The organism is Paenibacillus sp. G2S3 (genome assembly GCF_030123105.1).
Classification (GTDB): Bacteria; Bacillota; Bacilli; order Paenibacillales; family Paenibacillaceae; genus Paenibacillus_AQ.
Window position 1 is genome coordinate 342,730 of the sequence record NZ_CP126095.1, and the last position, 15,035, is coordinate 357,764.

Annotated in this window: 11 protein-coding genes; 6 read left to right on the top strand and 5 right to left on the bottom strand. The window is 41.7% G+C overall.

What is annotated here, in order from left to right; translation table 11 throughout:
• Positions 1-25: 25 nt before the first annotated feature.
• Together QNH28_RS01570 and QNH28_RS01575 are read right to left on the bottom strand one after the other, a co-directional pair.
• A complete protein-coding gene (locus QNH28_RS01570; RefSeq protein ID WP_283909882.1) occupies positions 26-1,747 on the bottom strand; it encodes a sensor histidine kinase in 1,722 nt (573 codons plus the stop codon).
• The gene (locus QNH28_RS01575; RefSeq protein ID WP_283909883.1) at positions 1,725-3,293 is read right to left on the bottom strand and encodes a response regulator; all 1,569 of its coding nucleotides are present in this window, start codon (positions 3,291-3,293) and stop codon (positions 1,725-1,727) included. The genes QNH28_RS01570 and QNH28_RS01575 overlap by 23 nt, the downstream gene beginning before the upstream one ends.
• 251 nt (positions 3,294-3,544) lie before the next feature.
• Between QNH28_RS01575 and QNH28_RS01580 the strand changes: the two genes are divergently transcribed.
• The 4 genes from QNH28_RS01580 to QNH28_RS01595 all read left to right on the top strand — a co-directional run bounded on the left by QNH28_RS01580 (position 3,545) and on the right by QNH28_RS01595 (position 9,360).
• The gene (locus QNH28_RS01580) at positions 3,545-5,257 is read left to right on the top strand and encodes a type 2 periplasmic-binding domain-containing protein (RefSeq protein ID WP_283909884.1); all 1,713 of its coding nucleotides are present in this window, start codon (positions 3,545-3,547) and stop codon (positions 5,255-5,257) included.
• A 22-nt stretch (positions 5,258-5,279) separates the two neighbouring features.
• Entirely contained in the window at positions 5,280-6,170 is an 891-nt protein-coding gene (locus QNH28_RS01585) for an ABC transporter permease (protein WP_042184236.1), read from the top strand.
• An 18-nt stretch (positions 6,171-6,188) separates the two neighbouring features.
• Positions 6,189-7,067 (top strand): carbohydrate ABC transporter permease, encoded by an 879-nt coding sequence (locus QNH28_RS01590; protein ID WP_283912014.1) that lies wholly within the window; start codon positions 6,189-6,191, stop codon positions 7,065-7,067.
• Between the two features lie 64 nt (positions 7,068-7,131).
• Positions 7,132-9,360 (top strand): amylo-alpha-1,6-glucosidase, encoded by a 2,229-nt coding sequence (locus tag QNH28_RS01595; RefSeq protein WP_283909885.1) that lies wholly within the window; start codon positions 7,132-7,134, stop codon positions 9,358-9,360.
• A gap of 101 nt (positions 9,361-9,461) precedes the next feature.
• Here the strand turns inward: QNH28_RS01595 and QNH28_RS01600 are convergent, their stop codons facing one another.
• Positions 9,462-10,325 (bottom strand): Cof-type HAD-IIB family hydrolase, encoded by an 864-nt coding sequence (locus QNH28_RS01600; RefSeq protein WP_283909886.1) that lies wholly within the window; start codon positions 10,323-10,325, stop codon positions 9,462-9,464.
• Between the two features lie 272 nt (positions 10,326-10,597).
• Here QNH28_RS01600 and QNH28_RS01605 point away from each other — a divergent pair, with 272 nt between their 5' ends.
• A complete protein-coding gene (locus tag QNH28_RS01605) occupies positions 10,598-11,839 on the top strand; it encodes a DUF445 domain-containing protein (protein ID WP_283909887.1) in 1,242 nt (413 codons plus the stop codon).
• Positions 11,840-11,897: 58 nt separating this feature from the next.
• Here QNH28_RS01605 and QNH28_RS01610 read toward each other — a convergent pair whose 3' ends face one another.
• Positions 11,898-13,001, bottom strand: a complete 1,104-nt coding sequence (locus QNH28_RS01610; RefSeq protein WP_283909888.1) for a glycosyltransferase family 4 protein — start codon at positions 12,999-13,001, stop codon at positions 11,898-11,900.
• A 184-nt stretch (positions 13,002-13,185) separates the two neighbouring features.
• Between QNH28_RS01610 and QNH28_RS01615 the strand changes: the two genes are divergently transcribed.
• Complete coding sequence (locus tag QNH28_RS01615) at positions 13,186-13,962, top strand: YheC/YheD family protein (RefSeq protein WP_283909889.1); 777 nt, start codon at positions 13,186-13,188, stop codon at positions 13,960-13,962.
• On the opposite strand, the gene QNH28_RS01620 is transcribed toward QNH28_RS01615, so the two are convergent.
• Entirely contained in the window at positions 13,955-14,770 is an 816-nt protein-coding gene (locus QNH28_RS01620; RefSeq protein ID WP_283909890.1) for a hypothetical protein, read from the bottom strand. The genes QNH28_RS01615 and QNH28_RS01620 overlap by 8 nt on opposite strands.
• Positions 14,771-15,035: the final 265 nt, after the last annotated feature.

Sequence of the window (15,035 nt, forward strand, 5' to 3'; positions counted from 1 at the left end):
GTTAACATCATCGCTTTTAGAGGAGTTATAGATCTGGGCTACCTTCGTATCTTTTGAATGGAAATCGAAATGTAACTTCCGTTCCCAGTCCTACAATACTGGTAATGGATAAGCCGTATTCTGGTCCGTACATTAGCATTGCCCGGTCATTTACATTTTTGAGTCCATAGCCTATAGACTGGGATTTAAGCAGTAGATTGAGTCGTTCTTGTGGGATGCCAACGCCATTATCCTTTACTTTGAAAATGATACACTCTTCCACCATTTCTCCAGATAGAGTAATTTTACTGCCTTCTTCTTCTCTATTCTCGATACCATGAATAATAGCATTCTCAATCAGAGGCTGAAGCATCAGGTTAGGCATGTAATAAGAGAAAATGGCCTCATCGATCTGATATTCTACCTCAAAGTTGTTGCTATGCATGTTCAGCTGAATCTGTATATAAGATTGTACATTCAATAGTTCATCCGAAACAGAAATAATATTATTCCCTTTATTCAGCGTAGTCCGATAGAACGTGGATAGAAGCTGCGCCATTTCACTAATATCTGTTGCATGGATTCGAATGGCTCTCCAATTGATAAGCGAAAGAGCATTATATAGAAAATGAGGATTAATCTGAGCCTGTAGAGCTTTCATTTCATATTCTTTTCGTGAAATTTCCTCAATATATACCTTATCGATTAACATTTTAGTCTTGTCGACCATGTTGCCAAAGCCTCTGATTAAATCCCCAATCTCATCTTTCGATGTGCTGGTGACTGTAACTTCCAGTGCCCCCTCTTCTACGGTGCGCATATTATTGCGCAGACGCTTAATTTGCGAATTGAACTTTCGAGAGAATAGATTGGCAGTTATAGCAACGGCAGCAATGCAGGCAACAATAACAAGCCCAACTGTCGAAAGGATTTTCCAAGCAGAATTCGTAATCATCTTTGTAGGTTTGCATAACATAACTGTCCAGCCTGTTATTGGAACTTCAGAATGTAATACAGTGTATTTCGTATCTTTCCAATGTAGCGTATCCAAGCTGTCTGTGTTATTGGAAGAAATATATCCTTCAATACCAGGTGAGGCATAGATCGACTTTCCATCAGCGTCTCTGACGAGAATCTCTGAACCTTGAGAGAGTAAGGCTTCAAAAGGTTTGAATAGCGAATTGTAATTCACACGTGCATACAGCACATTTTCTTTAGGATCTTTCTGTTTCGTATTAATAATGCGTCGAACAGCAAAGATCTCCTTGTTATCTGTAAACCACAGGACATCGACTGACTTCATCAACATCTCGTACCAATATTTCTGTTTAATATCATTCAGGGATCTGACGGTACTGCCGTGTGCCAAAAGATTGGTTCCTGTATACAATGTTATTTGTTCGACACCTGTATTTAGATAACGTGCCGTATTGAAATCTTGGTCAATCACATTGGTTAACTGATCATACATTTCATACATACTTGTATAGGTATGATTGGCTGAATTAATAATTTGTTGATCAAAACTCAAGAAGTTCATGAGTTTATTGTAGACATCCAGATGACTATTTAAAGCTAAAGCGCCTTGATTTAAGGCTGCTTTTAAATCAGATTTGGATTGCTTAATGAGGGATGATTTGGCTTCTTGATAGCAGAAGCTCCCCAATACAATAACAGGAATCATACTGATTAACATAAATGAAAGCATGATCTTGGTTTGAAACCTCAAGTCACGAATATTTTGCTTAAGTGTCCGCCAAAGTTGCATATTTCTCCTCCCGATATACAGAGGATTTCTGATTATACTGTCTATATTTTTCTGGTGTGTACCCATAGAAATCCCTGAAATTTTGGCAGAAGTACGAAATATTGCGATAGCCCACTGCGGTGCAAATGTTTGATATTTTTAGATGCGTATTAGTTAACAGCTCTTTTGCGTTTTGCATGCGGACATTCTTAATATATTTATTAAGCCCACAGCCTGTCTGCTTCTTGAATATGGAGCTAAGATAATGTGGAGACAAATACACTTTAGCAGCAAGCATTTCCAAACTTAGATCATCTGCATAATATTGTTCAATATATTGTTTGACGGCATCAACATCACGGTTCTGAGTAGGCTCCTGGTTTGTGGAATTCTGATCAATCCGAGCGATACCCTCAAATATGATATCTTTGATATCCCGCAAATCTTCTGATCCATATATGGTCTCGACGGCAGTCTGCAGCTCCATTTCTGATATAGGTGCAGCTTGTGTCATGATTTCCTGATAGATGGTGGAGAACATATACTTTACATACAAATGTGAATACTGTACTTGATGTACGTATTTTTGATATAAGATCTCAGTGTTTGCCCGTAAGCTAAAAACATCTTGATCCTTCAGATTATTTCGAATCTGATCCAGTAGATGGCTATCTGTAAGGTCTGGATACAGGGTCTCAGAAAAATGGAAGTCATTTTGCGTATTGAATATAAAGGTATCTGGGAGAAAAAAACGATATTCCATCAATTCTTCTAATGAAGCTAAGAGTGAACCTAAATCTTGTATCGAAGTTACTTCCTCTTTCATAGCGAGATAACAATTCACTTCATATTTATTAAGGATGCAATTATGCAGGCGTATTGCTGAATTATTATCAAACAGGGAAGAAGGGGACTCTTGCTCGGGAAACAGTAGTAGACTTTGACATCCGTTTAGATTCAAGTAATCAGCAGACGTGTCTACTAAACCAAGCACAAATTCTTCGAATTCCGAATCCACAGATTCAAAGAAAGGCTTATCAAACTCTAACAACAGCATTTTATTGTAATGGCTGGGTAATTCAATAGACAGCTCTTGAAGAGGGGGAGAGCTTCCGATGCCGTTGACTAGAGAGAAGAGTATATGTTTTTTCACATAGCTTTGCTTTCTTTGTGCCGCTTCTTCTTTTTGCTGCTGGTTCTTTAATTCCTGAATAACTTTTTCTAAAGTAGTCTGGAAGGCTTCTATGTTAACCGGTTTCAAAAGATACTCGGATACGCCTAGGGAAAGGGCTGTTTTGGCATACTCAAATTCGGCGAATCCACTGAATAAAATCACTTTTAATTTGGGGTATAGCTTTAATGCTTCCTTTGTTAGCTGCAATCCATCCATTATAGGCATCCTTACATCGGTAAAGAGAATATCGATTGAGTGTGTGCTTAAATATTCAAGTGCTTTACGACCGTTTTCTGCGACATGCAATTGGAGGGGGAAGCCAAGCTCCTTAATGAGGAAAGCAATTCCCTCTCGCTCCTCCTTATGATCATCCACCACTAATATGGATAACATTATTTCCCACCTTTCGACATGTAGTGACATTGATATTGTAGTATAACATCTCCGACCGTAGCAATTTTTCTTCGAGATTATCGGCATAATGAGTATTTTTTGGTGTAAAACATAATTATTTTGCGTTTACGATGGATAGCAAGCATCTATAAACTTAAAGGAGTAACAATATGAATTTTTTTGAAGCTGGCCGGCGCTTTGAAATCGTTTTCTAATATGAGTTTTTTTATAGAAAAGGGGAGGCTCTTATAATGAAACATAAATTGAGAAAATCAAGCTCTATAATACTAGCATCACTATTAGCTGTTGCTATGGTAGGTTGTTCGAGTTCTAATAATTCTTCAGCATCTACCACCAAGACAGATGCGAGTGATCCTGCATGGAAAGAAGCACAGACGACTCCGTTTGGCGCATATCCAGAAACGGTTACTTATTCTGTTGGACAAGTGGCAACGAGCTATTCAGCACTTGCAGGAACACCTTATGAGAAAGATAATGCCACAAACAATGTGTGGACAAGATATTTCAAGGATAAGCTGAACATTCAAAATACGACCTCGTTTGAATCCAACGATGGTACAGACTATAGTCAAAAAGTTTCGATGGCGATTGTAAGCGGTGAAATCCCAGATCTTATGGTAGTTCCTGACTACGCGACATTGCAACAGCTTTATGAGAACGATCTGATCGCAGATCTGACGGAAGTTTATGAGAATACAGCCAGCGATCGAATTAAGGAAATTTATGATTCCTACGGTGGACGTGTTCTGGATAGTGCAAAGTTCGATGGTAAGCTGATGGCTATACCAACTACTGAAATTTCACATGGTCCTGGTATTCTCTGGCTTCGCAAAGACTGGATGGACAAATTGGGCCTTGCTGAGCCGAAGTCAATGGCTGATGTCGAGAACATTATTAAGCAATTTGTAGAAAAAGATCCAGGTGGTAACGGAGCGGGCAAAACGCTAGGTCTTGTTGTTGATAATGAAAACGTTGCCGGTGTTTCTGGTGGACAATTCTCATTTAATAATATCTTTTCGCTATATGGTGCGTATCCAAAACAGTGGATTGATGATGGAAGTGGAAAGGCTGTATACGGATCTGTTCAACCAGAGATGAAGCCTGCACTGACCAAGTTGGCAGAAATGTACAATAATAACTTGATTGATCGTCAGTTTGCAGTACGTACTGGTGATGACCGCAAGGCGCTACTTACAAGTGGAAAAAGTGGTTCATTCATGGATAACTGGTGGGGAAGCTGGACTGTGGCTGACACGCTTAAGCTAAATCCAAAAGCGGAATGGATATCTTATGTTGCTCCACAATCAGAAGATGGCTCGCTTACAATGTTCACTGGAAATCCTTCCAGCAGTTATTTGGTTGTTCGCAAAGGCTTTGAATATCCTGAACTTGCAGCCAAACTTGTGAGTGTTCAATATGACTATCAGCGTTACCAAGAAAAAGATGCAAAAGCTTTGAAAGAATTTGAAGATTATAAGAGCATGAATGTTGGCGGATCTCCGCTCGCCATTAATATCGATTATTATGACGCTTTCTATCGTAATGTTGACATCATGAAAGAAGCAATAGAGACAGGCGATACCAGTAAATTAATTAGCAATGAGGATTTAAATGCTTATAACTCCTATAAGAAATTTCTTGATAGTAAGAAGAATGGAGAAACACCAGACTCTAATGCATGGGCTGGATATACTTCTAGTATTACGACAGCTAGTTTGGTGAAAGCCTCCAATATTAAAGAAGTGAATCCATTATTCTTTGGAAGTACATCATCCATGACGTTGAAATGGCCGACACTTACTAAAATGGAACTTGAAATGTACTTGAAGATCATTACAGGTGAACAAACACCTGACGCATTTGATAAGTTTGTAGATAGCTGGAATAAAACCGGCGGGGAAGTAATTACTAAGGAAGTTAACGAAGCGATAGCAACCAAATGATGTTGAAAGAGATGATCCGTAAATGAAAAATAAAAAAGATCAGACAGCATTCCATCTCATGATGGCGCCAGGCATGATTTTCCTAATTATCTTTTCGTTTATTCCAATGTTCGGTATTATAATGGCTTTTCAAAATTATGTTCCGGCTAAGGGAATGAGTGGTTCATCCTGGGTAGGTCTTGATAATTTCAAATTTATGCTCCAAATTCCGGACAGCAAACAGATTTTCAGTAATACGATCGTTATCGCATTATGGAAAATTATTGTGGGTACTTTTACATCCATCGTGTTTGCCCTGTTATTAAATGAAATTCGGGTAAAGTTTGCTAAGCGATTCATACAGACGGTTGTTTATCTTCCGAACTTCTTGTCATGGGCGATCTTGGCTACTGTGGTCATGAACATCTTCTCATATGAAGGTCCTGTTAATGCCATGTTAAGTTGGTTTGGGATTGACCCGGTCTTGTTTATGGCCAGCAATACCTGGTTTAGACCGATGCTAGTATTAACAGATGTCTGGAAAGGTTTTGGGTACGGTTCAATCATCTACCTAGCTTCCCTGACATCCATTGATCCAGGACTTTATGAGGCAGGTTCCATTGATGGCGCCAATCGGTTTAAGAAACTGTGGCACATCACGTTGCCAGGCTTAATGCCAACCATTTTGTTGGTTACAACCTTGAACTTGCCGAATGTATTGAATGCTGGTTTTGATCAGATCTTCAATCTGTATAATCCTTTGGTGTATGAATCTTCGGATATTATTGATACCTACGTTTATCGGGTGGGTCTGGTAGAAAGACAATACAGCTTAGGTACAGCAGTTGGCCTATTACGGTCAGTCGTTGGTATCGTATTGATTCTTTCTGCGAATAAACTGGCCCAAAAACTTACGGATTATCGTATTTTCTAAAGAAAGGGGGGTTCTCCCATTTACGCATCTAACATCAAGGGTCGTATTGCAGATGTTATTATCTGGGTATTTGTTCTAGCGTTTGCCTTGTCCTGTCTTATACCGTTAGTCAATTTAGTAGCCATCTCTTTCAGCGACAATGCGGCGGCTTCCGCAAATCTTGTAAGTATATTCCCGGTTAATCCGACATTTAGCTCCTATGAAAAATTATTGTCTGACAGCCAGTTTTGGCGTTCATTCATGATCTCTGTAGAACGGGTAGTGTTAGGTCTGCTTGTGAATATGGTACTGATGATTCTTACAGCCTATCCATTGTCTAAAAGTTCACGAGTATTCACGGGACAGAAGATTTATATGAATCTTGTTATCTTCGCAATGTTATTCTCAGGCGGATTGATTCCAACCTTTATGGTAGTCAAAGAGCTTAATCTTTTAGACTCTATCTGGTCATTGATCTTGCCGGGTGCAGTACCGATAGGGAATGTTATTTTGCTGATGAATGCATTCCGCGCTGTACCGAAATCTCTAGAGGAAGCTGCGAATATAGATGGAGCTTCACAGTGGAGAATACTAGGTACAATTTATCTTCCGATAGTATTGCCTACGCTCGCGACCGTTACACTCTTTACCATTGTGGGCCATTGGAATGATTACTTTGGTGCCCTGGTTTATATTAATAAGACGGCGAATTATCCATTGCAAACCTATATCCAACAGCTAAGCGTTGAGGTTCAGAACATTACAGATCCTGAAAAATTATTGGAATTAGCAAAAGTTTCGAATAAGACTTTGAACGCTGCTAAAATCGTGGTTTCTACGCTGCCATTGTTGTTGATTTATCCGTTTATGCAAAAGTATTTCGTATCAGGGATTGTCGTTGGTTCGGTTAAAGAATAAATATTATTATACAGCCGCTATGAGGTTTCATAGCGGCCTACTATTTTAAAATAGGAGGCTTACAATGAATAGTAATCAGGTTCATACATCAATACTGGATGAAATGAAGACATTTGTCTCTCAAGAAGCCAATCGGAGTATTTCATTTACGAATAAAGAGGCAGCATTTTACTTTACACAATCCCATCATACGGATCATGTGGAACATGCATTTTTTGAGGGACTTAATATTGCTAAGAATAGAATTTTCGGTGGATACACCTTATTCGTAGGTGGGCAGAAGCTAGACAATCGAACATCCGAAGTTTGGGCTTATCCTTATAAAATGGTGCGTAAGCACGCCGATCTGACAGAAGAGCTGTGGTTGTTGGATTATCATAATCTATTAGAAATTAGTCTCGCTAATGCGAAGGAAGCCATAGGCATTACTTTAAGGGGAGAGAATGTTAGCTATATAAACCAACAAGATCATATCGCGTTCTTTACCGCTATTGAGGGAGATTGGGTAATTGCAGTTAGTGCTATCAACCTTTCTCCTTTGCACATGGATAATGAAATTCTAATTGCCGATGCAACCGCTGGAGGTTATTATATCGCTGCAGGTAAGACAACTGAGGAAGCAGCAAGCTTAATCTGTAAAGCTAGGCAAGATATAAGCACTTTGAAAGATGAACGTGTTAAGCGGATGGAAGATTTCTTATACCACAATGCCCATCTAACTAGCAGTGATGATACGTTTACTTTAGCTATGAATTGGCTGAATATCACAATGGATCAGTTAGTTACTAGACAGCAGGGTGATGGTATCTATGCAGGACTGCCATGGTTTAACGAATATTGGGGACGGGATCAATTTATAGCTCTTCCGGGAGCTGTGCTAGTTACAGGGCAATTCGCAACGGCTAGAAATATTTTGCTATCATTCGCAGAGTTTCAGAATACGGACGAAGATTCTAAATACTTTGGTAGAATTCCAAATATCTTGTCTCCTGGAAAGGTGGATTACCATACAACGGACGGTACGCCGCGATTCATTATCCAGTTGCAGGATTACGTTAAGTATTCAGGAGATACAGCGATCATTAAAGAGCTTTATCACAATGTACAATATAGTATTGAAGGTTCCATAAAATATTGGGTAGATGATAAAGGGTATTTGAAGCACGCAGATAATGAAACTTGGATGGATGCCCGGGATGGCAATTTGGAGTCGTATTCTCCTCGGGATACCCGTGCCAATGATATTCAAGCACTCTGGTATAACCAATTGCTTGCTGGTGTTTACTTTGCTGAATATATGAATGACAAGGTGAATGCTGATAAATGGAAGGGCATTGCTGAAACCTTGAAGCACCATTTTGAGGTCGATTTCATTGATCAAGCGCATCCTTATTTAGCAGACAGACTGGATGCAGAAGACAAGCCGGAATTCTCCCTGCGCCCAAACCAGTTATTTGCTTTTGAAATGTTTGATGATAATGATTTTAAGGCTAGAGCGATTCGTACCGCATGGGAAGAGTTGGTCTATCCATGGGGCGTTGCTTCGCTAGATAGACATCATCCATTGTTCCGCCCATTTCATTTAACCTCTCATTATCCAAAAGACGAGGCTTACCATAACGGTGCGGTTTGGATTTGGCTGAATGGTATTGCGATGCAGCGTATGATTGAAGCAGGGCAGGAAGAAACAGCCTATCAGCTATTCAAGAATATGAACTGGCAGGCCTTGAATTTAGGGGTTGTTGGTGGACTTTGTGAGAATATGGATGCTTATCCTGAGGAAGGTAAGAGCTGGGCGAAGCTAACAGGTGCATATCTGCAAGCTTGGTCCAATGCTGAGCAGCTGCGTGTGTGGTATCAATACTTCTTGGGTATCCGTCCAGACCTGATTAACAATACACTGACAATTGCACCAAGAATTCCGCAAGAGCTTGAATCCTTGGCTTATGATGTGAATATAGGGAATGGACGTATTGAAGCCACCTATAACCGTGGACTTGAAATCACACACTCCTATACATTCAAGAATGTGGGACTGGAAGTTATGATTGATGTGTCTCCTTTTGAAACGATATCGCTTGAAGTTAAGCCAAATATGGAGCTGGTTGTAAGACAAGATGATCATACACTGGCAGTTACCTTATATGATGAAAATCGTGAAATACTCAAGGAGATTCAGTCCGAACGATGTGAATCACGTGTTATGCGCAATGAGCGGAATAACGAGTTGTTGAAAGATGTTGAGTTTGCCAAGCCGCTCAGCTTGGACAATCACCCTTGTATAAAGCTGTAGCTATAATTAGTTAAGACAATCTTAAAAAAACCTCTAACCCATCCTCAGGATGATGTTAGAGGTTTTTTTGGCAGTTTATGATTTAAGACAAGTATGTTGGCTCAGGATTTAGCCATAAGATGCTCAAGTCCTACCGCCACCCCATCTTCCTCATTACTGACGGTAACAAATTCAGCCATTTCCTTCAGAATCGGTGCTGCGTTAGCCATAGCGATTCGGTAGCCAGCCACCTCGAACATGGGCTGATCATTATAGCTGTCACCCATTACGGCTACATCTGTTAGCGGGATGCCATAGTGGGCGGCGAGCATAGCTACACCGGAGCCTTTGTTGGCGTCCTCATGGTTAATTTCGATATTATTAACATGGGAAGCTGTAATAATCAGGCCAGGAATCGCAGCGAAGCGAGTAGAAGCTTCTTTGAGCAGTTCCCGGTTTAGTGAAAAAGCTAACGTTTTATAAATTATGTTTTCTTTTTTACTCCAGACCTCTTCCATACTCTCTACGTAAGTTACAGCCGCTTGTTGAAACTGCTGATCGATCATTGCTTTTAGCAGCCAGCTGACTTCCTCGGGCACTTCTTCTTCACTTAGTGCAGATAATTTCTCTAATCTAACCCGTTTATTTAGTTCTACATACACGTTGTCCTCTGTGTATACCTCGTAATACAAATCGGGAATTTCATTCATCCAGCGTAACGCAGGAATGATGTCTTCCTTATTCAGCGGTCTACTTGCTGCGAGCGTACGGTCAGCTAGTGTAACTACTGCGCCATTCAGACTGACCACGGGGCATTCCAGATCCGCTAGCCGCAGCTGTCGTTCCGCATCCATAAAAGAGCGTCCCGTAGCAATAATTACAATGTGACCTAAACTCTGAGCGTTTATAATCGCCTCGCGGTTCTTTGGACTAATTTTTCCTTCTTCGTTCAGCAATGTTCCATCCATATCTAAAGCAATCAGCATAACGTATGATCTCCTTATCCAGTCATAGTTGTCCCCTTCGCGGGTTATGAGAACGTTACTTGTATCTTATCATTAATATTCTGAAAACCAAAAACACCTTTTCATTCCTATTCTGATCGTATATTTTTAGAAAATAGTTCAGTCGTGGTACAATAGTTGTTAAACTAATCGCCTAGCCGAGTCTATCGTCAGTTCATGTTCGTGGGACGTGATCCGCCGATATTTTTTCTGCGTAAGGACATCGGCAGCTGTGTATGTAAGGGGGACTAATCGTGAGATCCAAAAACTTGGCCACCATGTCACTAGCTTTTATGGCATGTGGGTTTCTGATTACACTATTTCTACCTGAAAATCTCGCTGTGATACTACTAAGAGGTGGCTTTGAGGCCGGGCTGGTTGGGGGGATTGCCGACTGGTTCGCAGTAACCGCGTTATTCCGCCATCCGCTGGGGCTGCGTATTCCACATACTTCATTGCTGCTCAAGAATCGGGATAAGATTATCCAGTCGTTAATTACCGCCATGGAGACTGAGCTACTGAACAAAGAGAGCATTGAGAACAAGCTGCGCAAGTTTGGCATCATGTCTATGGGTTCCAAGCTGCTGACGAAGTTCTTTAGCAAGAAGAAGGTCAGAGCCCAGCTCCTAGAGCAGCTTAGCGTATTCGTGTCACGTCTTCCGGTAGAGAAAGCTGTACCGTTTCTTCAAAAAGCAGCCTCTGACTATATTCGTAAAGCGGAGCTTGGGGTTGCGGCTGATAAAATTATCACTAAATTGATGAACGATGGAAAAGATGTAGCTGCTCTGGATTATGCGCTGGAAGGGGTATCCAACTGGAGCGGTCGACCTGAAACGAAAGCTATGCTGGGTAAGATCGCCAGTGAGAAACTGGCTGAAGTGAAGCTCGGTGGACTGAAGGGGATGGCTTTTCAGGCTTTCGTTGGGTTCATGGATGCGGATATGCTTGGTGAAATGCTGCAAGGCATGCTACAGTCCGGTATTCGCGATTTTCGCGAAGAGGATAGCCCTTATCGTGAAGAGATCATCCGAGAAATTCGGGTGGCGCTGTTCCAGATTGTTAATGATGAGGCTAGAATGACTTCTATAAAAGAATGGGCACTTAATGAGCTTGAGGGAGAAGCGGCAACCGCTTTTCTGCTTACTCAATTGGAGAACGTACGCAGCAAGGCACTCTCCTTATTAGAAGAGGACCGCTCAGCTGGCGGACGCAAGCTATTTGCGCTATACGCCCTGCTTGTGCGCCGTATTAGTAAGGAACAAGAGTGGATCGGTAGCTGGGAGGAACGAATTCGCGCTTCACTAATTGCATTTGTAGAGGCTAACCACTTCCGAATCGGTCTTTTGGTGAAAGAGAATCTGGATAGCATGGACGATGCTAGTCTAGTGAATATGCTGGAGGATAAAGTAGGTAAAGATCTTCAGTGGATTCGTGTGAACGGTGCCTTATGTGGTTTTGTTGTAGGGCTTGTACTTACGGTTGTTCAATTTATTTAAATCAAAGTAGTCCGTCTCCAGTGATTGGAGGCGGACTACTTTTTATGCTTGTAGGAATCTATTCTTGTACTAACGCAGCTTGATAAAGCCGTTCCAAATCGGTTGCAGTACGTTGCCAATTGAAGGCCTCAAGCGCATCCGCTCTTCCTTGTTTCCCGATGGTTGCTGCTAAACCCGGATTGCGGCCCAGTCGCAGCAAATTTCTAGCAAAGGGCAAGGCCTCGCGATATCGTTCCACCAGAAATCCGTTATGGCCGGAGTCGATAATTTCGCGGATACCGCCATTACTTGAAGCGATGACGGGCAGTCCCGAGGCCATGGCCTCTACATTAACAAGTCCAAAGGATTCATGATTCTGAGAAGGACATACAAAGCAGTCGGCTGCCTGATACAGGGTGTGAATATCTTCATGAGCTACATTTCCAAGGAAGGAAACGGATACGCCTAGTCGCTGTGCAAGCAGCTTCAGCTGTCGCAAATATGACGGTTTCCCTTTGCCTGCAATTACAAGATGGGCGGGAAGGTGCTTATTTAAATGGTACATAGCACGTATCAATACGGGCACCCCTTTGCGGGGAATGACTCGACCGACGAATAAGACGGTAAAGACCCTCGGGAGTCTGTAAAGTCTGCAAAGATGGTATTTTTCCTGTGTCGTTACAGGAGTGAACCGATCAAGATCTGCTCCGAGCAGGACAATACGGATTTCATTGTTTAATTGAGGGAAGCGACGGGTTAGTCTTCGCTGTAGAGAGTGGCTGTTCGCAATAATCAGATCTGCTCTAGCCAAGGCTCTAGCAGTCTTAACTGTGTCCGGTGTGAATGTAAGAGAATGCAGAAATAGAAATACCGGAAGATGAGGGAGCCGTTTCTTTACAGCAGACATAAGATTGGGGCGATTATCGATCTGAACGATATCAAATGATTCATTCTGAATGTAGTCTAATACCGAAGTACGATAATGAACGGGAGTACTTGCGGGTAACCGAATGATTCTGACTTGCTCTAATATGGAAGCATCGGGCAGTCCCGGCGCTTTTCGACTCACAATGGTAACCTTATGTTTCTTAGCCAGTCTTCTGGCAATGGCCCAAATGCAGATTTCTACTGAACCGTCTCCCGGAACCGGGAGACGTTCCGGCGCAATAATACAAATATGCATGGTTCATGCCTCCTCTGATCCGCTAATGGTTATCCTCTTCCCACCATATGCAGCTTGAGTATCTGGAGATACATCTCAGAAAGCGGAGAGGGCGTTCAACTCATGCCATTCACATAGTCGAAGCATAAAATACTAAGGCTAAGCAAGGCTATGATCATTATTCGAGTGACAGGGGAGAGGGCAATTGGGAAAGAAGTTAAATTCTGCGTTGACCAGCAAATGGATTAAAACCAAGGTGCTCATGCAAAGTTCCGAGATTTCACCGCTCATCCCAGAGACGGTGAAGTTTAGTAAAGCAAACCTAAAGACGATGTTGTTGAAATATGGGATGATTTACGTTAAACCGGAACGCGGTACTTATGGCAATGGTGTGATGAAGGTTGAACAGAGTAAGGAATCTCATGGAATAGAATACAAATACCAAAGTGGAACAAAGATAAAGACCTTTGGAACCTATGACACCTTCCATTCATCCCTCAAGAAGGCGACACGCGGACGTAGTTACTTGATTCAGAGAGGGATTGTTTTGCTGAAGCACGGAAAGCATCGCTTTGATATCCGAGTGATGGTCCAGCTCAGTCCGCGTGGCAAATGGGAAACTACCGGATTGATTGGCCGAGTCGCTGAGAAAGGCAAGATTGTTACCAACTATCATAACGGTGGTACGCTAATGTCTATGGAAAAGCTGCTGTCGCCTTATTTGAACGATGCTCAGCAAGCTCAGATGCTTAAGATATTGAGAAAGCTAGGTGAGGATACCGGACGTTTCTACCATAAGAAATATCCAGGCTTTAAACAGATTGGTGTCGATGTAGGATTAGATAACCACATGACGCCTTGGATTATTGAAGTCAATACTAGTCCGGATCCGTACATTTTCAAACATCTTCCTAATAAAAGCATGTACCGCAAAGTGCTGGCCTATCGCAGAGCAAATGAGAAGAAGAAGTCCGTTAGCTGATTTGCTTCTTCGTATTCGCAATAACAAGGGAAACCTTTTGTTCGAGCTCAATTATTTTTTGCTTATGGATTGCGAGCTGACGATAACCGGAGACTAGTGAAGATAAGGACTGGGTGGTTAACGTAAGGTTTTGTTTGCGAATTGCTGCTTTGAAGTCAGTCCAATCTGCTGAGACACGTTTGTTTAACGAGGTGATCACACTCTTGTTAGATTTGATCGTGATTTGAGGACTTTCAATGCCAGACAAGGTTTTGCGAGCTTCGGCTATCTTTTGTGAACGTGTCTTTTTCGCGGCGTTCAGCTGATTCTGCTTGTCGCTGATCTCTTGGCGTGCCAACTGAACCAAGATCTTCATAGCATTACCTTGGGCACGCAGTACGGTATTCAAGGTCTTATCCTTAAGAGTCTTGGCGATACTAATTCGCTTGTTTAGTGCACTATACTGGTCGAATAAGGGCTGATAGCGTTGCTTGGTGCTCTTAACGGAGGTTTCCAATCGGGTCACTGCTTCAAGATCAATTCCTTTAATTTGTTGACGAACCACAACTAGCGATTGCTCATTATTGTAATGAAGGCTTCGGATTTGCTCCTCGCGCTGATCATACTGCTGCTTTAAGGTGGATAAATCATTGTACAGAGAAGTCAGCTTAACCCTGGCAGGACCTTCTGCCGTTGCGGCTGTCAGATCAAAAGCCGCTTTAATAGAGGGGGTTAATTCTGTTGTAGATGCAGCAATAGCTCCTGATGATGTGCTTAGCAGTAGCAAGATCGTCAGCAGTAGTAAGGGCACTGACTTTAATGTTTTCATTTGTTCTCCTCCTATATTCGTAACTCTAATGGCAACAAAAAAAGCACCCGTAGCAAAGGCAAAAGCCTTTATTACGGGTGCTTCCGGCGTAATAGGTCACGAACGATATTATTATGTTTAATAATAGTTTGCCTCAGCCCATCGAGTCAATATTTAAAATTAAACTATTCTCTATTTAAAATGATACGCAGGACATTTCTTTACTCACTTCTCTTATCGTATACTGAAATAAGAAGGGAATAGAGGGTGCATCGTTTGCAACAAA

Excerpts from the sequence above, each read along its gene's own strand:
- QNH28_RS01600 (WP_283909886.1), bottom strand. The coding sequence starts at position 10,325 with ATGCTGATTGCTTTAGATATGGATGGAACATTGCTGAACGAAGAAGGA.
- QNH28_RS01610 (WP_283909888.1), bottom strand. The coding sequence starts at position 13,001 with ATGCATATTTGTATTATTGCGCCGGAACGTCTCCCGGTTCCGGGAGAC.
- QNH28_RS01595 (WP_283909885.1), top strand. The coding sequence starts at position 7,132 with ATGAATAGTAATCAGGTTCATACATCAATACTGGATGAAATGAAGACA.
- QNH28_RS01575 (WP_283909883.1), bottom strand. The coding sequence starts at position 3,293 with ATGTTATCCATATTAGTGGTGGATGATCATAAGGAGGAGCGAGAGGGA.
- QNH28_RS01620 (WP_283909890.1), bottom strand. The coding sequence starts at position 14,770 with ATGAAAACATTAAAGTCAGTGCCCTTACTACTGCTGACGATCTTGCTA.
- QNH28_RS01570 (WP_283909882.1), bottom strand. The coding sequence starts at position 1,747 with ATGCAACTTTGGCGGACACTTAAGCAAAATATTCGTGACTTGAGGTTT.
- QNH28_RS01585 (WP_042184236.1), top strand. The coding sequence starts at position 5,280 with ATGAAAAATAAAAAAGATCAGACAGCATTCCATCTCATGATGGCGCCA.
- QNH28_RS01580 (WP_283909884.1), top strand. The coding sequence starts at position 3,545 with ATGAAACATAAATTGAGAAAATCAAGCTCTATAATACTAGCATCACTA.